This window comes from Clostridium sp., from assembly GCF_050717515.1.
GTDB lineage: Bacteria > Bacillota > Clostridia > Clostridiales > Clostridiaceae > Clostridium_AD.
The window spans coordinates 347,274-367,738 of sequence record NZ_JBOITL010000032.1; the positions used below are offsets into that span (position 1 = coordinate 347,274).

A 20,465-nucleotide genomic window follows, 5' to 3' on the forward strand; every position below is an offset into this window, starting at 1 on the left:
TTCTATTTTTATCAAATCAGCTCATTTTGTAAAATTCCCTTTTTAATACAATTTTATGGATTATAATGCTAATTTAAGAATTTCTATAAATTCTTTTTTGTGCAATGGAATATAATGTCCAGCGGTAGTTGTATCATTGTTAGTTGCTCTAATAGCCATTTCTTCGAAAGCAGAATCATCAATATTGAGTTCGCTTAGAGTGGTCTTTAAATTCAAAGAAATAAAGAAGAGTTTCAATTGAGCTGATAATTTAAGTGCCATTTCAGTTTCGGTATAATCATGATAATCTACATTAAATATACGGTTGGCAAGTTGAGCAAGTTTGGCTGGTTTTTCTTGTGCCATGTACTTTGTCCAAGCAACTAATATTACAGCCATACCTTCACCATGTGTAATACCGTACTGTGAACTTAATTCATGTTCAATTCTATGAGAACCCCAGTCTGCAAGACGACCAGTATCTAATAGATTGTTATGTGCGATGGAAGCTAACCATTGTACTTCAGCACGAGCATTGTAGTCTTTAGAATCTTTCATCAAACGTTGGGCATTCAACATTAACGCTTGTGCAGCACCTTCGATTAAGAAATCTGTCGTGTCTACATAGGTTATATCAGTAAAATATCTCTCTAGTAGATGAGAAAGAATGTCTGCACAGCCACAAGAGGTTTGATAAGCAGGTAAGCCCATGGTGAAACGTGGGTTCATAATAGCAAATTTTGGAATGATAATATCATCTTCGAATCCTAGTTTTAATAGGCCATTAGAGATGATAGAACAGTTTGAAGTTTCAGAACCACTTGAAGGTAACGTTGTAATTACACCTACTGGTATTGAACTGCTAGCAGATACAGAGCCATCAAAGAAATCCCATATATCGCCTTCATAGGGAATGCCAAGAGAAACGGCCTTAGCTGTATCGATAGAGCTACCACCGCCAACAGCAAGTATGAAATCAATAGAGTGCTCTTTCCCAAGTGTTACTAATTCACGAACTAATTCAACCTTGGGATTTGGAACTACTTTAGAGTTTTCGTAAAAATCGATATTCAATTCATTGCAAGCATCTTTAACAGTACCCCAGATGCCTAAGTCTTTAATGAAATCACCGCTGTAAACTAATAGAAAGGATGACACCTTATATTCTTGCAATAATGTATTTATTTCTTTTTCAGAATTGTCGCCAAAAATAACTCTTGATGGGTTATGATAATGAAAATTTTTCATAAAATCCTCCTACATTATATAATATATTAACAATAATCAATAGAGATGTTTAAGTCTTGAAATGTTTGCTCCCATTTTTTGGAGAGTCGTTTATTAGTAACAACGACATCTAAGTTTTCTAATCCAGTAATTATAATATCGGATTTATCAGAAAATTTGGTATGGTCTGCAACCAAAAAACATTGGCGTGATTGTTGAACATAGGCTTTTCGTATCTGCCCCTCGTTCAGATTATTATCAACTAATCCATGTTTCATATCAACTGCAGGGCAACTAATAAAACATTTATCAGCAAGATATCCTGAGAGTGCTTGGGTGGTTTGGTATCCAATGTAAGAACTAGATCTCTGGCGTAGGGTGCCACCAAGACATATGAGTTTCACCTTATTCGTTGAAATATTGCTAAAAAGATTGCAGATACGAAGAGAATTAGTAATAATCGTTAACTTCGTATTGGAAAATAACAATTGCTTGGCAAGTGTTAAACAAGTGGTACTACAATCTAACATAATAATATCGTCTTCTTGAATGTAATTTTTTATAATATAAGAAGACATACGTTCTTTTTCAGCAGAAAAAAAAGTTTCTCTTAATTGAATAGGTACACTTTTGTCGTATTCTTCGGGTAAAAAAGCTCCACCATGAATGCGAGTTAATTTCTTGTCTTGTTCCATTTCTTTTAGGTCTCGTCGAATTGTTTCTTCGCTACAATCTAGTTTTTGACTCATATCAGATATTAGAATACTTCCACGAGCATGTAGTTCTTCATCTATTGCCTTTTGTCGGTTGATTTTTAACATAGCTTTAATTCCTCTCTAAAAATGTATTGAAGTAATAAATAAAATATACCACATAAAACTACAAATATCAACAAGGCAGTAATAATACCTATTTGCATGTTTTTTCTATATTACTCACTACATTAAAGGAAGTCTTTACATCTCCATCACTTACAGCTAAGATGAAGTTTATACCTTTGGATAATAACTTCAAAAAACAATAAAAAACCACAAAAAACCTCATAATCGTGTTGACTTTTGATTTAATATGTTGTATATTGATGTCATTGTAATATATTTACTAGGAGGATTGACGATGAAAAAAGCAGAAATTGTATTGAATACTGCCAAATGGTTATATGAAGAAAAGTTGGTAGCAGGAACAAGCGGAAATATAAGTATGAGGAAGATTGATGGGAATAATGAAAGTTTTTTAATTACACCAAGCGGATTTTCTTATAGGTTAATGGCAGAGGAGGATATTGTAGAAATTGATGTAAACGGTATAACTAAAAAACCAGGTCAAAAGCCATCATCAGAATGGAGAATGCATTTGGAGATATATAAAAAATACCCTAATATTAATGCCATTGTTCATACACATTCACCTTTTGCTACAGGTTTTGCAGTAAATAGACAAGACATTCCTTTAATTTTAATTGAAATGAAACCTTTCTTAGGCGGAGATATTAAGGTAGTACCATTTAAGCCTGCAGGCTCTCTTGAATTAGGACAGGCCATAATTCCTTACTTAGAAAAGTCTAATTCATGTCTTTTAGCAAACCATGGTACTATTAGTTGCGGTAAGAATATGGAAGAAGCCTCTATTGCAAGTGTCTATGTAGAAGATGCTGCAAAAATATACTATTATGCAAAAACCTCAGGTACCCCAGTAATACTTGAGTAATACTTATTAAGAAGAGTTCTAGTGTTGTTTATGAACCTTTACTAATTGTTAAATGAATACAAAAAAATATATATGAAAAGGAGATTTAGATTATGAATAATGATTTAAAACCAAAAGGAAATATTTTGGGAATACTACCACTTGTTATATTTTTAATTATTTACATGAGCATGGGGATTTTCACAAAGAGCTTTGACAACATGCCTCTTATGGTAGCAATTTTAATTGCTTCAGGTATTGGACTCGCTTTTAAGAAACCAGGAGAAAAAAAACCAACGACATTTAGTGAAAGAGTTGATATGTACTGTGAAGGTGGCGGAGAAAAAACACTTATTTTAATGGTAATTATCTTTATGTTAGCTGGAGCTTTTTACGGTGTAGCAAATAAGATGCATGCAGTAGATTCTTTAACAAATATTGGACTTTCAATATTACCTGCTAATATGATTTTGCCGGGATTATTTATAATAGCCTGTCTACTAAGTTTTGCTATGGGAACATCCATGGGAACGGTAGCAGCATTAACTCCTATAGCTATTAATATTGCAACTAAAACTGGATTTGGGTTACCGTTGGTATGCGGTATAGTTATAGGTGGAGCAATGTTTGGCGATAATCTTTCATTTATTTCAGATACTACTATAGCTGCAACCCGTACACAGGGTGTATCTATGAAAGCTAAGTTCAAAGCTAATATTTTTATGGTCTTACCTGCCGTTGTGGTTAATTTAATTATTTTGGCTATGCAGAATGCACCAAATCTTACTCTAACAGCTGTATATAATTATAATATTGTAAACGTTATCCCATATGTTTTAGTTATTGTATTATCATTAATTGGTATAAACGTTATCTTTGTTATGGGCATAGGTGTTATTTCAGGTATGGTTATAGGAGTTATTCATGGAGACTTTACTTTTGTAGGATCTTTTGCGGTTATTCATGAAGGTATGACATGGATGGAAGATATGTCTATTATTGCTATACTTGTAGGAGGTATGGTAGCCATAATGAATTACTTAGGTGGAATTGACTGGCTACTCGCTAAATTAACGAAAAGAACTAAAACAGCACGTGGAGGAGAGCTAAGTATAGCAGCATTAGTAAGCATAATGGATATTGCTACTACAAATAATACAATTTCTATAATTGCAACTGGTCCTATTGCAAGGGATATAGCTGATCAATTTGGAATTGCAAGAGAAAGGGTAGCAAGTATTCTTGACTTATTCTCATCAGCCTTTAACGGATTGCTTCCTTACGCAGGTCAAATGTTAGTTGCAGGTGGGCTTGCAAAGATATCACCAATGTCTATTATGCCTTATGTTTGGTATTGTATGCTTATGATTGTATTTGGAACTTTCTTTATATTAATTGGTTGGCCTAAATTTATAGTTAAAGGAAAAAGTAAGAGTGTAGAAGGGGGATTGTAAGATGAGCAGATATTCTGAACACTTTTTAATGAATGTGGATGAAGTGAAAATTTATGCTAAAGAAGTAACGCATTATTTCAACAATGAAGAAGAACTAGAAGCTATGGAAATTGGAGATGGAAATATTAACTACGTATTTAAGGTTTGGAATCCTAAAACTGGTAAATCATTAATTATAAAACAAGCGGACAAGTTTTTAAGATCCTCTGGAAGGCCCTTAGACATTAATCGTAATAGAATTGAAGCTGAAATTTTAAAAATACAAGGAACTTTGGCTCAATCTTTTGTACCTCAAATTTACCATTATGACGCAATTATGTGTGCTCTTTCTATGGAGGATATATCTGAATATAAAAATTTAAGAACGGAGCTCTTGAGCGGGAAAAGCTTTCACCATTTAGCTGATAATATATCTACTTTTTTGGCAGATACCTTACTTCCAACTACAGATTTAGTAATTGACAGGGCAGATAAAAAGGAAAGCGTTAGTAGATGTACAAATACGGAACTTTGTGATATTACTGAAGACTTAGTATTCACAGAACCTTATTATAATTATAAAAATAGAAATATAATTCTAAAGGAAAACGAGAAATTCGTTGAAAATAACTTGTATAATAATGAAAGGTTAAAGGCTGAAGTTGGTATTTTAAGAGAAGGATTTATGAATCATGCACAAGCACTCATTCATGGAGACCTTCATTCAGGTTCTATTTTTATCAATGAAAAAGGAATTAAAGTGATTGACCCAGAGTTCGCTTTTTATGGACCAATGGGATATGACGTGGGTAATGTAATAGGTAATTTATTCTTTGCATGGGCCAATAAATACTATACAAAGCGCAACAATTCAGAATTTTTAGACTGGATTGAAGAGGCAATAAAAGATACACTTAATATTTTTGAGAAAAAGCTTTCAGAAAAGTATGATAGTTTAGTTACATTTAATTTATATAACTCTTATTTTAAAGAGCATTATATAAGTGAAGTATTAGCGGATTCTCTTGGTTATGCTGGTACAGAAATAATTAGACGAGTTGTAGGAGATTCTAAAGTGCTTGAGGTAACTAATGTGAAAAAATTAGAGCAAAGAATTCCTTTAGAGAGAGCTTTAATTAAAATAGGTATTAGTTTAATAATGAACAGATACAAGTTTACTACGGGAAGCGATATAACCCAGGAGTTTAAATTAATAGTGTCTTAAATATATAAATATAAGGAAATTTCAAGGCAGCTTTACTGTTGCCTTGAAAGATAAAAGAGGAGATATAAAATGGAAAGAATGGATAAAGACTTGGCTTTTATGTTACAGTATGAAAATGTAGCTTGGTATGAAAATGGAAGGGTGAGTATTCTAGATAGAAGAATTTATCCAAGAGAAATTAAATTTGTTGTTTGTAATACCTATAAAGAGGTAGCAAAGGCAATTAAGGATATGGTAACTCAGAGTGCAGGTCCTTATACTGCTGCAGGTATGGGTATGGCACTTGCAGCCTTTGAGGTAAGAGAAAAAAATGAGGCAGTACAATTAGAATTTCTTGAAAAAGCAGCCTATGATATTTCTCATGCCAGACCTACTACGGCAAATCGCATGGGCATTATAACAAAAGGCTGTTTAGAGGCTGCTAAAAAAGCTCTATCAGAAGGCAAAGATGCCTCAAAGGCTATTTTTAATGCAACCATAGATTCTTTAAATAGACGCTATTCCACTATGGATAAGGTAGGGGAATATCTTGCTGATATGTTCCCTAAGAATGGAAGCATCATGACACAGTGTTTTGGAGAAACAATCATAGGGACGATGCTAAGAGCAGCAAGAAAACGAAATAATGAAATAAAAATTTACTGCGCAGAGACAAGACCTTATTTACAGGGAGCTAGATTAACTGCTAGTTGTTGTTGTGAAATGGGTTTTGACACAACGGTTATAACTGATAATATGGTTGCATATACAATGCAGAATAAGAATATAGACATATTTACTTCTGCTGCAGATACCATAGTTAAAGAGGGTTATATTGCAAATAAAATTGGAACCTTCCAAATTGCTATTTTAGCAAAATACTTTGGAATACCATATTTTGTAACAGGGATACCAGATGCAGATAAAGAAAAAGGTTCTGATATTGTTATAGAAGAAAGAGATCCTAAGGAAGTACTATCCTATGGCGGTATGAAAAACACATTAAAGGGAGTTAAGGGGATTTATCCCTCATTTGATATTACACCACCTCACTTAATTAGTGGTATTGTAACAGATAAAGGGATTTTTTCAAGTTATGATTTAAAAAGGTACTTTGAAACGAAGAGTCAGAAGTTTTATTAGGATATAGGGAGTTATAAATTTATTATTAAGGGGTGTGATAATATGTTAAAAGGAATTCCTGATGTTATTTCTCCAGAATTACTTAAAATATTAGATGAAATGGGCCATGGAGATGAATTGGTAATAGGCGATGCCAATTTTCCTTCAGCTAGCAATGCTAAAAGACTTGTAAGAAGTGATGGAAATAGAATGACTTTAATTTTGGATGCAATCTTGAAATTATTTCCTTTGGATATATATACTGATAAATCTGTAACTTTAATAGAAACAGGAAATGATTCAGCGCCAGAAATTTATGCAGAAGTAAATGGTATAATATCAAAGTATGATGATAGGGGAGAAGAAACTATTGACTATATAGATACATTTAAATTCTATGAAAGAGCAAAAAATGCTTATGCAATAGTTGCATCATCAGAAAGGAAACTATATGGATGTGTAATTATTAAAAAGGGTATAATAAAGTAATTGAATTAACTATTTTAAAGTGCTTAGGTATAAAATGTAGCTTTGGAGAGAAATCCAGAGCTTTTTATTTTACGAATAAATTCTCTGTTAACGACACATTCACACCCATTAATAATTCTGGAAATGTTACAAAAAATTACAAAGCAACTCAGGCGGATAATTTAAAGGTAGATGCCACAGTAGTAAAACAAATCGTATTTACAATTTGTTCATGCCCGTCGAGGTCTTTATGAGCGAAGCCGATTTGCCAAACATCCTAGGATATTTGGTCAATCCTAAAGCCACCGGAAGTTTATGTTTGCCAGCTACTTAAGGATTCAATAAAAACTTTCAAATATTGGGATATATATTTATTTTTGTGATATATAACACTGAAGTTTCTTTTGAATTCAACATTGTTTATTTTTACTATTTTTAAAATATCAGCAGATATTTCATTCCTAACCAGCCTTTCTGAAATAACGGAGAGGCCATGTCCGGCTATTACTGCTTGTTTTATTGAATCAGAATTATTGCATACCCACTTTTCCTGTATAATAAATCCAGCATTTTTTATGTAATTTTCAAAAAGCTCACGGGTGCCGCTTCCCTTTTCTCTTAAAATAAAAGGTTGGTTATTAAGTTCACATAATTCTACTGTATCTCTATTTGCAAAAGTGTTAGTTTTATTGCATATAAGTACTAGATTATCTTTAATAACAGGTATGCATATTATTTCTTTACTTTTTACTTCGCCCTCAACAATACCAATATCTAATTCATTAGTTAAAATTTTTTCTTCTATTATACTGGTGTTATTAATGAGAATTTGAGTTTGGATAGTTGGATATTTAATATTAAAGCGACTTATTATATCACTCATCACACAGGTTCCCACTGTAATAGTTCCACCTATTTTTAATAGTGTATTAGATATGCTTTTAATGTTTTCTTCCATTTCATAAAAAAGAGCTACAATATGTCTTGCATAGCTTAGAAGTTGCTTTCCTGACTCCGTTATGTAAAGTTTTTTTGAAAGTCTTTCAAAAAGCTTAATATCATAAAAATTTTCAAGTTGTGAAATAGCTTGGCTAACGGAGGGCTGGGATATATAAAGATTTTTAGCAGCAATGCTCATGTTATTGCAATCTACTACCTCAATAAAAATTTTAAGAAGACGAATGGTCATATTAATCACTCCAATGTATAGGTAAATACCTATGATTATAATAAGATTATAATATTTTACAATGGATTTTTCAAGTGTTAAAATAAAGTCAAATCATGTTAGGGGGAAAATTATGAATAAAATTAGTGAGGTAGAAATAAAAAGAGTAAAGTCTATGGGTTTTTTAGCAAATAATGACGGAGTACATTTTTCAGCCAGAATTATTACTGAAAATGGGGTTTTGAGCTCAAGACAACTTAGAAATCTAAGTGAAGTTGCAGATAAGTATGGAAAAGGTGAAATTGCATTTACCGTAAGACTTACACTGGAAATACCTGGAGTTGAATTTGAAAATATTGAGGCATTAAGAAGTTATATAGCTAAAGAAGGAATGATAACTGGTGGCACAGGACCAAATGTTAGGCCTGTAGTGGCGTGTAAAGGAACAGTATGTACATTTGGGCTTTTTGATACGCAAGCTATGGCGAGTGAAATACATAAAAACTTTTTCGAAAAATACAATGATGTTATTCTTCCTCATAAGTTTAAAATAGCGGTAGGAGGATGTCCTAATAATTGTGTTAAGCCAGAATTAAATGATTTTGGGATTATAGGACAATTGATACCAAGGTATAATGTTTGTAAATGTGTAAAGTGTAAAAAATGTTTAGTTGAAAGTACATGTCCTATGGGAGCAGGTAAATTTATTGATGGGACTCTTAGTATTGACAAAGAAATTTGTAATAATTGTGGACGGTGCATAAATAAATGTCATTTTGGTGCAATGGAAAAAGGCATGCAAGGTTATAAAATATATATCGGTGGTAGATGGGGAAAATCAATTCGTCATGGATCCCTTATTAATAAAATCTTCACAAAAGAAGAGATTATGAGTATTCTTTTAAAAACAATTCTATTTTTTAAGGAAAATGCTTTTAAAGGAGAACGATTTGGAAGTGTCATTGATAGGTTAGGACTTGTTTATGTTGAAGCAGAAATACTAAGTAATGAAATTCTAAAAAGGAAAGCTGAAATATTAAATGCGACTGTAAAGATTAAAGGAGAACAAATATGAATTTAAGAAAAAATTTGTCTTTTTTCTTATGCATAATGATTATATTAGGAATGACGGGTTGTGCTAATAGTGAAAAGGTTATAGATACCAGTAAAAATAAAACAATTTCCGTTATAGATTCAAGAAAAAATAAAGTTACTTTTAGTGAAAGCCCTAAAAGAGTGGTTTCACTATATGGTTCTTTTTCTGAAACTTGGTTACTAGCAGGAGGAGAACTTGTAGGAGTTACAGATGATGTAGTGGAAGAAAGAAAAATGAAACTTAGTGGTAATGTGAAAGTAGTTGGAAAAGTAAAACAGCCTAATATAGAAGCTATAATAGCGCTTGAACCTGACTTTGTAATATTATCAGAAAATATAGATGCAGATATAAAAATATCTGAAATTTTAAAAAAAGCTGGTATAAATTACGCTTTCTTTAAGGAAGATACCTTTAGTGATTATCTTAATGTTTTAAAGAGTTGTACTGACATTACAGGTAGAAAAGATTTGTATGAAAAAAATGGGGTAGCTGTAAAGAGTAAAATAAATAAGGTGATTTCTAATGTTGACCTATCTGAAAATCCTAGTGTGCTTTTTATAAGAGCCGCATCTATTGGAGCTACTGCGAAAGGCGATGATAATATTACTGGAGCAATGCTTAAAGATTTAGGAGCAGATAATATAGCCTCACGTCATTCATCACTTTTAGAGGATTTAAGCATAGAGGAAATAATTAAAGCGGATCCCAAATATATTCTTGTTACTACAATGGGGGATTCTGATAAGGCCTTAGAGGGACTTAAAACTTTAATTCAATCAAGCCCTGCTTGGAGCAAACTTAGCGCTGTTAAAAATAATAGATACATAATACTACCAAAAGAAATGTTCCATTATAAGCCCAATGCTCTATGGGGAGATGCCTATGAATATCTTGCGAAAATTTTATATCCATAAACCACTAGATAAGAACTGCTTTAAATTTAAGTTTACTATTATTTTAGGCTTAGTAGTTATATTGATATTAATGTCACTGCTAAATATTTTTTATGGGTCCATCGCATTAAATATTAAAGATATCTTTAATGCGTTCATAAATGGTGATAATATATCTAAAACATATATTATTATTTTTTATGTACGTATACCAAGAATCATTGCAGCAGTATTTGCAGGGGCTGCGCTTGCGGTATCTGGTGTGATATTACAAGCAGTGCTTAACAATGCACTAGCATCACCTAATATTATTGGTGTGAATTCTGGAGCAGGTCTTTTTACCATTATGCTTGTGGTATTTTTCCCGCGATATATTAGCTATATTCCACTAGCAGCATTTTTAGGAGCACTTTTTGCATCACTTCTTATCTATTTTATAGCTTATAAAACCGGGGTGTCTAGGGGGACTATTGTACTTGCAGGTATTGCTGTAAGTAGTTTTTTAAATGCTGGAATACAGACAATTATGACCTTATATCCAGAGGCGGCTATAGGTAATAATTCGTTTATGGTGGGTGGATTTTCAGGAATTGCTATGAATAAAATGAAATTTGCTATAGGTTATATAATTATAGGATTAATTTTAGCCTACATTCTTAGTTATGATATGAATATTTTGGCTTTAGGAGATGAAATAGCTACCTCCCTTGGTTTGAAGGTTTCTTTTTACAGATTTTTTCTTATCGTAGTTGCTGCAATTTTAGCTGGTAGTGCTGTTAGCTTTTCAGGCTTATTAGGCTTTGTAGGTCTTATTATTCCTCATTTTACAAGACTAATTGTGGGTACTGACAACAGGCTTGTTATTCCAGTATCAAGCATTATGGGTGGAATATTTGTTGTAACTTGTGATTTAATAGCAAGAGTAATATTTGCTCCTTTTGAAATACCTGTTGGGATTATTATGTCTTTTATTGGGGGACCCTTCTTTATATATATTTTAATAAAACAAAAAAAGAGGTTAAACATATGATGGAATTAATGGATATTCATAGTGGTTATAATGGGCTCGAAAAAATAGGAAATATTAATATTAAAATAAAGAAAGGATGTATTACAAGTATAATTGGACCTAATGGGAGTGGTAAAACAACTTTGTTAAAGGTTGCTTCAGGGCTAATACCTCCTTATTCTGGTGAGATATTACTAAATAATATTCCTATAAATAGTATAGGAAAGAAGGAATTTGCAAAGAAAGTATCGATTTTGCCACAAATAAGAAATGCCACGAATATTATTGTCAGTAGCCTTGTGATGCATGGACGATTTCCCTACCTTGGGTTCTCGCGTAAGCTATCAATTTATGATAGGGAAAAGGTAGAATACGCTATGGAACTTACAGGGGTTACAAAATTTAGGGGTAAAAATTTATTAGAACTTTCTGGTGGGGAGAGGCAAAAGGTGTACATAGCTATGATTGTAGCTCAAGATACGGATGTTATTTTTTTTGATGAACCTATTACTTATCTTGACATTAATCAACAGTTTCAAGTTATGGAACTTATAAAAAATCTAAATAAAATGGGTAAAACCATTGTTATTGTGCTTCATGATATTGTACAAGCATTAATTCATTCACATAGGATTTGTGTAATGAATAGAGGAGAAATAAAAAGCTATGGGACTCCAGAGGAAATTTTGAAAAAAAAGGTTATTAACGAAGTGTTCGGTGTTGTTTGTAAAAGAATAGATATTCAGGAGTCTTCTCATAGCTACTATTTATCTCAAATATAGAATATTATTATGGATGTTTTTAGGTGTTAAATGCATATTATATAATTTAATATTAATTATTAAATTATATAAACCAATAGTGGGGCATGGCTAATTTAATAGAAGTTGTCAATTTAGTTCATTTTAACAATCAATACCTTTTCTTGCAAGAACTCCTTTAGTATAATAATGTTTAATTTCTTTCATTTCTGTGACTAAATCTGCCACAACGATTAATTCCTGTGGCGCATATCTGCCAGTTATTATAAGTTCTAAACTTTCGGGCTTACTTTTTATTAAATTAAGCACACTATCTAAATCTATCAATTTAAAATATAATGCTATGGTAAGTTCATCTAATATAACTACATCATATTTATTGTCCCTTATTATATTTTTTACTTTGTCAAGACCAGCTTGAGCAAGCTTTATATCTTTTTCTGTTGGTGACTTCTCTATAAAGCAATTTTCTCCATACTGAATAATGTCTATATTGTCAAAATGTTGCTGTATTCCAACCTCACTATATTTCATACCTTTTACAAATTGGCCTATAAAAACTTTATTGCCACTGCAAACCGCCCTCAAGGCTACTCCAAAAGCTGCAGTTGTTTTACCTTTTCCATTTCCCGTATATATATGTACATATCCTTTCAAAATCATCACTCCTCGTAAATTTAAATTTTTAATACATTTTAATATTTTAATGAACTTTGCCTAAATAATAGTTACATATATCTCAGTGAGATTTATCACTTAATAATAACACGCAATTAATAATAACACGCAATTAATAATATCCATAATTATTTTACTTTATATATAAAATTTTCAATATATCTAATGCATTGCCAAAAGGGCATATAGCATAGACAGTTGTTATTATCAAATCTTTAAACTTATCCATATTCGTCATTAAGTGGAAGACAAGCTTTAGCTCCAGTGATATTCCAAAATTCATTATAAGTTTTCAAGTCTACACCTGAAACTTCTATTAAGTTGTTAATGAAGTAAATAGATGTGAAAACAGAAATATATCAGTAACTTTAGTTAATAGATGTTACTTAAAGGAGTGTTTTGAGGTATAATAGATTAATAAAAGAGGGGGGTGCAATTATGGAAACTAATGTAGAAAAGTCGACAATAAGATCAATAAAAAAGCGTAAGAAAATTGTTTTAGGTATTATAATTTCTATTTGTACTTTACTTATTATATACTTTGGGATGGCAATATATTTCATGAATCATTTTTATTTTGGTTCTACAATAAATAGAATTAGCGTTTCAGGTAAAAGTGTAGAGGCTGTAAATGAACAAATGGCATCTGAGATTCAAAAATATCAGTTAAACATAAAAGAACGAGGCGGTATAAATGAACAAATTAGAGGTAAAGAAATTGGCTTAAAGTATGATATGAATGGGGAGTTTAAGAAGCTTAAAGATAAACAGAATCCTTATAAATGGATTTCAGCAGCTTTTAATACAAAAGATTCTAAAATGATAGTAGGAGTTAAATATGATAAAGATATATTAAAAGAACAAGTGGATAAGCTCTCTTGTTTTGATAGTAGTAAGGCAATTGAACCTAAAAATGCTAGCTATAAGTATACAGATAATGGTTATGTGATTGTGGATGAAGTCATTGGAAACAAGGGTGATAAAGACAATTTATATAAGTATGTCATTGATGCAGTTACTAAGGGTGAAACAACAATAGATTTGGAATCAATTAATTACTATGTTAAGCCAAAATATAATTCAAAATCTCCAAAGGTAGTTGCCGCAAGGGACAAGTTAAACAAATATGTATCTTCAAAGATTACCTATACTTTTGGGAAAGATAAAGAAATTTTAGATGGTTCTAAAATAAACAAGTGGGTTACAGTTGATGAAAATAGTGAAGTAACATTTAATGAAAAAGAAGTTGAAATTTATATGGACGTACTTGCTAGTGAATATAATACAGTTGCAAAAACGAGAAATTTTATTTCATCATCAGGAAAGGTAATTAATATTGGTGGTGGTACTTATGGCTGGGCCATTAATAAGGTTAAAGAAATCCAAGATTTAATTTCCATCATAAAGGAAGGGAAATCTATAGAAAAAGAACCTGCATATTATCAAACCGCATTGTATCATGGCAAGGATGATATTGGAAATACATATGTAGAAATAGATCTTTCAAGGCAACATTTATGGTTTTATAAAAACGGAGTGCTGATAACACAAGGGGATGTTGTTACAGGTAATGATGGATCTGATAAGACTAGAACACCCAGTGGCATTTATATGATCAATTATAAAGAAAGAAATGCCACGCTTAAAGGTGAAGGCTACGCTTCTCCTGTGAATTATTGGCTACCTTTTAATGGAGGAATAGGAATTCATGATGCAGGCTGGCGAGATAAGTTTGGAGGAGTGCTGTATAAGTCAGGCGGATCCCATGGTTGTATAAATTCACCATACGATGTAGCAAAAACAGTATTTGATAATATAGAGACAGGTACTCCAGTTGTTTGTTATTAGTAGCAGATAAATTCACTTAATTTTAAAACAGTAGCTTATTTCATAGAGAAATCTATGGGGTAGGCTTTCTCTAATTGATTGGGAGAATGGAATAGTACTTATTTACATAAATAGTATATTATATAAAGGAAATTGGAAGTTAATGCAGAATTATAGTATGAGGAAACTTAAATAATAGAGTAGTATATTTATGAGGGGGGGAAGTTACATGTATTTTAATGAATATATATTGCCACTTTGGTACTTTTCAGTTCCAATAATATTTTTACTTGGTAGTATTTATTATTTCTCTTATAGGCTACTTACTGTAAGAAAATTTAAAGTTAAAAAAAGAATAAAAAAAAGCGATTTCAGATATGTATTTGCATTTATTATTGCGTTAATACTTATAATTACATCATTAAGATCTAGCAATAATCTTAATGTTTTTTTTGGAATAATATCAATAGCACAAGGATTTTGGGCATACGATTATAATTTCATTCTAGATGAGGGTTTATTAATAAAGGGAAGATTTATTTCATGGAGTAAAATTAGTAACCTGGATTATAAAAAAGAGAAAGGAGTGGAGCTTAGTTACTATAAAAATAACCAACATAGTAAAATATCTAAAATGACTTTTAATATAGGAGATGATGCAAAATTAGTGTTAGAGAATACGTTAAAGCGTAAGCGAGATATTACAAACATAGGGAATTGGGAAAGTGAAGATATAATACATTCTCTTAATAGATTAAAAAGAGTAATAGCTATAGCATTAATTTTTGTAACAATAATTTTTACATATGGTGTTTATAATTTATTGCAACCTAAATACTTAGAAGTTGTTTTAGAAAAAGCGTTTAATCATGATAAAACTTCAACTGTAGTTGTTCATTACCCGCGTGAAGTTAAAGATGAAAATATGTCTATAGCTAATATGTCTACAACATCAAAAGAAGAAAAGATAAATGAAGTAAAGGAGTATCTTAATTCATTTTACATAAGGAAAATTCAATTTAAGGACATCCAATATAGCTTTATAGATCAAGATGCATATGAAATTACACTTTATGAATTAGATGGAGATAAAGTAGAAATCTATATTTCTAAGAAAGAACCTGTTATTGAGATAATCAGTAAAAATAAGAAAAAAAGTTATTATATAGAGGAAGGTTATAAAGATTTAGATTTTATAGATAAGTTTGGGAAAAGCATAAAATAAGGTAAGTGTCAAAAATTCTCCGTATTTATTTTATCTTTTCCCATGAACTACCTTCTTGAATTAGAGACTTAATATTATAATAATCTGTTTTTACTTTACTCTTCTACTATTATGGTGTATTGACAGAAATAATATAATACATGAAACTGCGGCAAAGAATATAAAGGACTGAATATATGGCACAAAATTATAACTACCACCTTGCCAAAAATCTATAAATTCTCCACTGATATAAGTGGTTGGAAGGACATATGCCACAGCCTTTACTGCATCTGGAAAATCCTTTGCTTGCACACCAAACATTCCACTTAAAATCATTATTGCAAAATATAATGTCATAGTTATGGAATTAGTTGGCCCAAATTTTTTAAAAAATAATGCTATTCCATGAGCTAATATAAACAAAAATGTAGATAATAAATATAAGGAACCTATTAAAATAAGTGCTGAGCTTAGGCTTGGCATCTGCACTTTTAACACAGAGCAAACTACTACTGTATATAAACCCAATGACAAGGTTATTAAAATTAAATTAGCACATATTTTAGACATTAATGCAGTTTTCTCACTATAGCCAAACAAACGAAAACGTAAGGGGATATTTTTTTCTAGTTCCTGTGAAAATACAGCGGCATACCCTATAAGAATAGTTGCTAATGGAATAATTAAGCTGTTAGTGATAACTATACTTGTTATAAAAATATCTTTCATATCCACTGGAACTTTACCTACCATTGCTGTTCCAAAGAATAATGTCATACCAATGGGAAAGAATACTCCGAAAATTATTGTGAAAATATTCCCTATTAAATTTCTGAATTCATATTTTATTAAGCTCAAATTAAACAGCTTTGTATTCATCATTAGCCCCTCCCTCAAGTTCGACCTTAAACCTTGCTTTAGCGTTAATAGACATGATTTCAATATCATTGTTGCTTCTTTTAAAATTTATATTCTCATCTATTAATAGCTTTACTATTTCTAATTCATTCTTCTCGCTTGTGCAAGAGATAGCTATTAAATGCTTAGGTGCCATTATTTTGGGAAAAGGCCTCGTCAATTCTTCATTTCTTTTATTATTTTCAATGGTTATTATTGATTTCCCACAATATTTTTGGAAAAGCTCTTTCTTACTGCCAAAGTCAACTACTTGCCCCTTGTCTAAAATTAATATCTTATTTGCTAGTTTGTCTAACTCTTCATAATAATGAGATACAATGCAAATGGTGGCACTTTTATTCTCATACCACTCAGTTATTTTACTCATTAATTGCTGGCGGGTTTCAAAATCTAGTCCTGAAGTAACTTCATCAAAGAATACCAAAGGAGCATCTTGAATTAAAACTAATATTATTGTTAAACGCTGCTTTTGTCCCCCTGATAATGTACTGAATTTTTTGTTAAGACACTGCTCAAAATTAAAGAAACTAATTAGTTCCTGTAGTACCTTATTACTTTTTATCTTTGTATTCAAAATAGCCTCGATTATATGTTTAATCGCCATGGTATCCACATAATTATTTTCCTGCATATGTGCTGACATTTCCTCTGGCTTTAAACTTGTGTGAATGGTTCCATTATAATTTGTAAGTCCTAAAATTGATTTAACTAGGGTAGACTTTCCTGCTCCATTTGAGCCTATTATTCCAATCCTATCACCAATCTCAAAGGTTATTGGTGATAGGATTGATAATGCAATTTGCTTGCCATATTTTACTTGTAAATTTTTTATAGTTATCATAATTTCTCTCCTCGATTAACAATTTATCATAGTTAAATTATACCAAACCCCTGTGAATTTCGTGTGAAGATTGCATGTGAATATTGTGCTAACTATGTAAATTAATGTGAAGAATGCCGTTTCTTATTTTATCGTTTTAGAATCCTTAGTATTTGCAAAAAGCACGCTGCCTTCTACTCCATCATTAATATTTCTAATATCTACCTGATAGTTTAATAGATTTGCATAATAGGCTACAATATAAAGACCTAAGCCATGCCCCCTATTTCCACTATTACTTGAAACAAAGGGATCAAATATGTGTGGTAATAATTCTTTCTCTATAAATGATCCATAATTAATAATAGTTAATGCTTTCTGCGTTAATGTTATTTTTATATGCCCCTCTTTTGGTGTATAGGTTATAGCGTTATTTATTAGATTGTCTATTATTTTAAAAATAAGCTTCCTATCTGTATTTATATTCGTAAAATTAATTTCCTTTTCTATATTCAGCCGCTTTGATTTCACTTGCACCTCATGGCAAACCAGGCTTTCATCAATTATTTCAATAATATTTATGTTTTCTTTTTTAATGGCTTCAATACTATTGTTAAGATTTAAAATATCATCTATTATTTTTCTCATGGATTGTAATTGAAGCTTTACTTTTGGTAAATGCTCTTTTGTATCCTTATATTTTCCTATTTCATTTATCATACCCTCCACCAGCAGTAGTGCTGCTGCAACGGGGGTTTTTAGTTGGTGGGAGGATGCGCGAATAAATACCTCTTGTCTTTTATTTTGGCCCGAAAGATAGCTGTTCTTTTTTTCTAGCTCCACAAAATTTTCATTTAATTTTAGGTATAAATCATTAAGGGTCTCACCTAAAACTGCAATTTCATCTCGTCCTTCTATTTTCATTAGTTCAACATCCCTATTGGTATTTTCTTTCATAAACACAGCATGATTTACCAGTTTTTCTATTGGATTCACTATTTTTCTTGAAAATAAAATAGTTGATACCAATATTAATAAAATAGCTGTGGCAATAATCATGGGTAGACTTTGAAGGATTATTGGACGTATCTCTCCTATTTTAGGAGTCATTGCTGTAAATACTGATACAATAATATCACTATTATGAATACTCATAGCCATATAGTTAGTGTAATAATTATTTCCATCAGATACGTTGGTTTCATAAATAACCGTATCCTCATCTACTACATTAAACTTTGATGATATTTTTTTATAAATGTTCTTATAATCATTTCCTAAGAACTCAAAGGTTAGTGGCAAATTATCCTTAAATAACTTATTCTTAAAAACATCCCCTATACTACTCGTAAAATCAAAATCCTCTTTATCTATATTTTCCATTTCTTCCCTGTGAGTACCATAGTATCTTACTTTTTCAATAACCTTAAATATCCCATTATCATTAATAGTAACTTTTATAGAACACATTTTATTTGCGATAAAAACTTCATTGCCAGTGGCTGGTATTTTAATAGTTGCTGTTCCTGCTGGGTTACTTGAGGATATATTTTTATAATTCCCATCATTTATATAGCTTTCTTGTATGGATTTTATTGATTTAAAATTACTCTTTTTCATATAATCCACATATAATGAAGGAAGCATTAGGACAAAATATGCTATCATTAAGGTTACTATTGTCCCTGATATAATTGCACTATACACAAAGGTCTTCTTTGATAAATTCAAAAGTCACCCTCCTTATCAAACTTATAACCTACCCCGGTTACTGTTTTTATGTATTTTTTAGGCAGCTTTTTTCTCATGTTTTTCACATGTGCATCTATTATTCTGTCGCTTCCGAAATATTCCTCATTGAAAACATTCATTATTAATTGTTCACGAGTAAATACTCGGTTCGGTTCTTTTTCCAGTGTTTGTAAAAGTAAAAATTCACTTAATGTTAACTCTAAAGATTGGTTATTGTAGTAGGCTTGATATGCTTCATCATTTATATATAAGCCTTTTACTTCTGACATTTTTGTGCTACTACCCATGGTCCTACGCAATATTGTTTCTATACGTTTAAGTAATAACAAGGGGGAAAATGGCTTTACTACATAATCATCAGCATAAAGATTAAAGGCTTTTAACTGTGTTTGTTCGTCTTCAAGGGCCGTTAGCATTATTGTAGCCATTTGGGGATTTGTTTTCTTTATATGTTCAAGAACAACTAGTCCACTTACCTTAGGCACCATTATGTCGAGTATTGCTAAATCAAAATAATTGCTTTTCAAAAATTCTAGAGCCTCTGCTCCATCTCTTGCACAAACTACTTCGTAATTCTGCATTTTCATATATTCGGTGGTTACCTCTGATATTGTAGGTTCATCTTCTAAAAATAAAATTTTTACCATATTATCCTCTTCCTCTATATATCTAGTGTACATGCTTGTACACTGATTGATTTTAAGTGCCACCCACGTGGCAAGTGGCAAGTTCTTACTGTTAACCTATCCACTTCACTATAAAATTTTGCGTTTTATTTTTATGCAAAAAAAAGCAGTAAAATACTGCTTTTGAATCTAAATGTCATCTTCTTCATATTCCAAAGTTAAATGTATGTCTATCTATGTTATAGCATAATGCGACCATAAAAGTAACGTTCAAAAAATCTCCTATATAACCAAGTTCTTACTTCTTTATACTATATTATAACCAAGAATTGTATTTTAAACAACTAGCCATTGAGCACTTACTAAATTTATTCTAACTGCTAAAAAATATTATAGCCATTTTCTTTAATAAGGAGAACTCTATGAAAAATAGAATAAAAGAATTGCGGTTAAAGCAAATTAAAGTTTGATAAAATAGAAAGGTTAATTGTTACGTCCCCCGAAGTCGTGAGATAAACTGGAAGTTTATGTTTGCTAGTGTATCAGGAAAAATTATATATAAACGCTATCTTATAGAAAATATTAATAATA

General features: G+C 31.2%; 19 protein-coding genes. 11 read left to right on the forward strand and 8 right to left on the reverse strand.

Features of this window, described 5'->3' with window-relative positions; genetic code table 11:
* Positions 1 to 60: 60 nt before the first annotated feature.
* A complete protein-coding gene (locus ACREV6_RS17570) occupies positions 61 to 1,227 on the reverse strand; it encodes an iron-containing alcohol dehydrogenase (RefSeq protein ID WP_431579338.1) in 1,167 nt (388 codons plus the stop codon).
* 26 nt (positions 1,228 to 1,253) lie between these two features.
* The gene (locus tag ACREV6_RS17575; RefSeq protein ID WP_431579339.1) at positions 1,254 to 2,027 is read right to left on the reverse strand and encodes a DeoR/GlpR family DNA-binding transcription regulator; all 774 of its coding nucleotides are present in this window, start codon (positions 2,025 to 2,027) and stop codon (positions 1,254 to 1,256) included.
* Positions 2,028 to 2,322: 295 nt separating this feature from the next.
* On the opposite strand from ACREV6_RS17575, the gene ACREV6_RS17580 reads away from it, so the two are divergent.
* The 5 genes from ACREV6_RS17580 (at position 2,323) to ACREV6_RS17600 (ending at position 7,140) form a co-directional block, all read left to right on the forward strand.
* Positions 2,323 to 2,913 (forward strand): class II aldolase/adducin family protein, encoded by a 591-nt coding sequence (locus ACREV6_RS17580; protein WP_431579340.1) that lies wholly within the window; start codon positions 2,323 to 2,325, stop codon positions 2,911 to 2,913.
* A 92-nt stretch (positions 2,914 to 3,005) separates the two neighbouring features.
* Entirely contained in the window at positions 3,006 to 4,346 is a 1,341-nt protein-coding gene (locus tag ACREV6_RS17585; RefSeq protein WP_431579341.1) for a Na+/H+ antiporter NhaC family protein, read from the forward strand.
* Between the two features lies 1 nt (position 4,347).
* Complete coding sequence (mtnK, locus tag ACREV6_RS17590) at positions 4,348 to 5,550, forward strand: S-methyl-5-thioribose kinase (RefSeq protein ID WP_431579342.1); 1,203 nt, start codon at positions 4,348 to 4,350, stop codon at positions 5,548 to 5,550.
* A 69-nt stretch (positions 5,551 to 5,619) separates the two neighbouring features.
* Entirely contained in the window at positions 5,620 to 6,672 is a 1,053-nt protein-coding gene (locus tag ACREV6_RS17595) for an S-methyl-5-thioribose-1-phosphate isomerase (protein WP_431579343.1), read from the forward strand.
* Between the two features lie 42 nt (positions 6,673 to 6,714).
* Positions 6,715 to 7,140 carry an RbsD/FucU family protein gene (locus tag ACREV6_RS17600; protein WP_431579344.1) on the forward strand — a complete coding sequence of 142 codons (426 nt, stop codon included), beginning with the start codon at positions 6,715 to 6,717 and terminating at the stop codon, positions 7,138 to 7,140.
* Positions 7,141 to 7,432: 292 nt separating this feature from the next.
* Here ACREV6_RS17600 and ACREV6_RS17605 read toward each other — a convergent pair whose 3' ends face one another.
* On the reverse strand, positions 7,433 to 8,308 hold the full coding sequence (locus ACREV6_RS17605; RefSeq protein ID WP_431579345.1) for a LysR family transcriptional regulator: 876 nt from the start codon (positions 8,306 to 8,308) through the stop codon (positions 7,433 to 7,435).
* Between the two features lie 112 nt (positions 8,309 to 8,420).
* Between ACREV6_RS17605 and ACREV6_RS17610 the strand changes: the two genes are divergently transcribed.
* Genes ACREV6_RS17610 through ACREV6_RS17625 form a run of 4 tightly spaced genes read left to right on the forward strand, consistent with a single transcriptional unit; the run spans position 8,421 to position 12,067 of the window.
* Positions 8,421 to 9,362 (forward strand): ferredoxin-like domain-containing protein, encoded by a 942-nt coding sequence (locus ACREV6_RS17610; protein WP_431579346.1) that lies wholly within the window; start codon positions 8,421 to 8,423, stop codon positions 9,360 to 9,362.
* The gene (locus ACREV6_RS17615) at positions 9,359 to 10,297 is read left to right on the forward strand and encodes an ABC transporter substrate-binding protein (protein WP_431579347.1); all 939 of its coding nucleotides are present in this window, start codon (positions 9,359 to 9,361) and stop codon (positions 10,295 to 10,297) included. Before ACREV6_RS17610 ends, ACREV6_RS17615 begins: the two co-directional genes overlap by 4 nt.
* Positions 10,266 to 11,306: a FecCD family ABC transporter permease gene (locus tag ACREV6_RS17620; protein WP_431579348.1), complete on the forward strand. Its 1,041-nt coding sequence runs from the start codon at positions 10,266 to 10,268 to the stop codon at positions 11,304 to 11,306. Before ACREV6_RS17615 ends, ACREV6_RS17620 begins: the two co-directional genes overlap by 32 nt.
* Positions 11,303 to 12,067: an ABC transporter ATP-binding protein gene (locus ACREV6_RS17625; RefSeq protein ID WP_431579349.1), complete on the forward strand. Its 765-nt coding sequence runs from the start codon at positions 11,303 to 11,305 to the stop codon at positions 12,065 to 12,067. The genes ACREV6_RS17620 and ACREV6_RS17625 overlap by 4 nt, the downstream gene beginning before the upstream one ends.
* A 123-nt stretch (positions 12,068 to 12,190) precedes the next feature.
* Here ACREV6_RS17625 and cobO read toward each other — a convergent pair whose 3' ends face one another.
* Complete coding sequence (cobO, locus tag ACREV6_RS17630; protein ID WP_431579350.1) at positions 12,191 to 12,703, reverse strand: cob(I)yrinic acid a,c-diamide adenosyltransferase; 513 nt, start codon at positions 12,701 to 12,703, stop codon at positions 12,191 to 12,193.
* 459 nt (positions 12,704 to 13,162) lie between these two features.
* On the opposite strand from cobO, the gene ACREV6_RS17635 reads away from it, so the two are divergent.
* Together ACREV6_RS17635 and ACREV6_RS17640 are read left to right on the forward strand one after the other, a co-directional pair.
* Complete coding sequence (locus tag ACREV6_RS17635; RefSeq protein ID WP_431579351.1) at positions 13,163 to 14,572, forward strand: L,D-transpeptidase family protein; 1,410 nt, start codon at positions 13,163 to 13,165, stop codon at positions 14,570 to 14,572.
* A 208-nt stretch (positions 14,573 to 14,780) separates the two neighbouring features.
* Complete coding sequence (locus tag ACREV6_RS17640; RefSeq protein ID WP_431579352.1) at positions 14,781 to 15,776, forward strand: hypothetical protein; 996 nt, start codon at positions 14,781 to 14,783, stop codon at positions 15,774 to 15,776.
* 90 nt (positions 15,777 to 15,866) lie between these two features.
* On the opposite strand, the gene ACREV6_RS17645 is transcribed toward ACREV6_RS17640, so the two are convergent.
* The 4 genes from ACREV6_RS17645 to ACREV6_RS17660 all read right to left on the reverse strand — a co-directional run bounded on the left by ACREV6_RS17645 (position 15,867) and on the right by ACREV6_RS17660 (position 19,928).
* Complete coding sequence (locus ACREV6_RS17645; RefSeq protein WP_431579353.1) at positions 15,867 to 16,640, reverse strand: ABC transporter permease; 774 nt, start codon at positions 16,638 to 16,640, stop codon at positions 15,867 to 15,869.
* A complete protein-coding gene (locus ACREV6_RS17650; protein WP_431579354.1) occupies positions 16,618 to 17,517 on the reverse strand; it encodes an ATP-binding cassette domain-containing protein in 900 nt (299 codons plus the stop codon). The genes ACREV6_RS17645 and ACREV6_RS17650 overlap by 23 nt, the downstream gene beginning before the upstream one ends.
* A 123-nt stretch (positions 17,518 to 17,640) precedes the next feature.
* The gene (locus ACREV6_RS17655) at positions 17,641 to 19,227 is read right to left on the reverse strand and encodes a sensor histidine kinase (protein WP_431579355.1); all 1,587 of its coding nucleotides are present in this window, start codon (positions 19,225 to 19,227) and stop codon (positions 17,641 to 17,643) included.
* A complete protein-coding gene (locus ACREV6_RS17660) occupies positions 19,224 to 19,928 on the reverse strand; it encodes a response regulator transcription factor (RefSeq protein WP_431579356.1) in 705 nt (234 codons plus the stop codon). The genes ACREV6_RS17655 and ACREV6_RS17660 overlap by 4 nt, the downstream gene beginning before the upstream one ends.
* Between the last annotated feature and the right edge of the window lie 537 nt (positions 19,929 to 20,465).

Coding starts and splice junctions, on each gene's coding strand:
- ACREV6_RS17570 (WP_431579338.1), bottom strand. CDS start 1,227: ATGAAAAATTTTCATTATCATAACCCATCAAGAGTTATTTTTGGCGAC.
- ACREV6_RS17575 (WP_431579339.1), bottom strand. CDS start 2,027: ATGTTAAAAATCAACCGACAAAAGGCAATAGATGAAGAACTACATGCT.
- ACREV6_RS17580 (WP_431579340.1), top strand. CDS start 2,323: ATGAAAAAAGCAGAAATTGTATTGAATACTGCCAAATGGTTATATGAA.
- ACREV6_RS17585 (WP_431579341.1), top strand. CDS start 3,006: ATGAATAATGATTTAAAACCAAAAGGAAATATTTTGGGAATACTACCA.
- mtnK (WP_431579342.1), top strand. CDS start 4,348: ATGAGCAGATATTCTGAACACTTTTTAATGAATGTGGATGAAGTGAAA.
- ACREV6_RS17595 (WP_431579343.1), top strand. CDS start 5,620: ATGGAAAGAATGGATAAAGACTTGGCTTTTATGTTACAGTATGAAAAT.
- ACREV6_RS17600 (WP_431579344.1), top strand. CDS start 6,715: ATGTTAAAAGGAATTCCTGATGTTATTTCTCCAGAATTACTTAAAATA.
- ACREV6_RS17605 (WP_431579345.1), bottom strand. CDS start 8,308: ATGACCATTCGTCTTCTTAAAATTTTTATTGAGGTAGTAGATTGCAAT.
- ACREV6_RS17610 (WP_431579346.1), top strand. CDS start 8,421: ATGAATAAAATTAGTGAGGTAGAAATAAAAAGAGTAAAGTCTATGGGT.
- ACREV6_RS17615 (WP_431579347.1), top strand. CDS start 9,359: ATGAATTTAAGAAAAAATTTGTCTTTTTTCTTATGCATAATGATTATA.
- ACREV6_RS17620 (WP_431579348.1), top strand. CDS start 10,266: ATGAATATCTTGCGAAAATTTTATATCCATAAACCACTAGATAAGAAC.
- ACREV6_RS17625 (WP_431579349.1), top strand. CDS start 11,303: ATGATGGAATTAATGGATATTCATAGTGGTTATAATGGGCTCGAAAAA.
- ACREV6_RS17635 (WP_431579351.1), top strand. CDS start 13,163: ATGGAAACTAATGTAGAAAAGTCGACAATAAGATCAATAAAAAAGCGT.
- ACREV6_RS17640 (WP_431579352.1), top strand. CDS start 14,781: ATGTATTTTAATGAATATATATTGCCACTTTGGTACTTTTCAGTTCCA.
- ACREV6_RS17645 (WP_431579353.1), bottom strand. CDS start 16,640: ATGATGAATACAAAGCTGTTTAATTTGAGCTTAATAAAATATGAATTC.
- ACREV6_RS17650 (WP_431579354.1), bottom strand. CDS start 17,517: ATGATAACTATAAAAAATTTACAAGTAAAATATGGCAAGCAAATTGCA.
- ACREV6_RS17660 (WP_431579356.1), bottom strand. CDS start 19,928: ATGTACACTAGATATATAGAGGAAGAGGATAATATGGTAAAAATTTTA.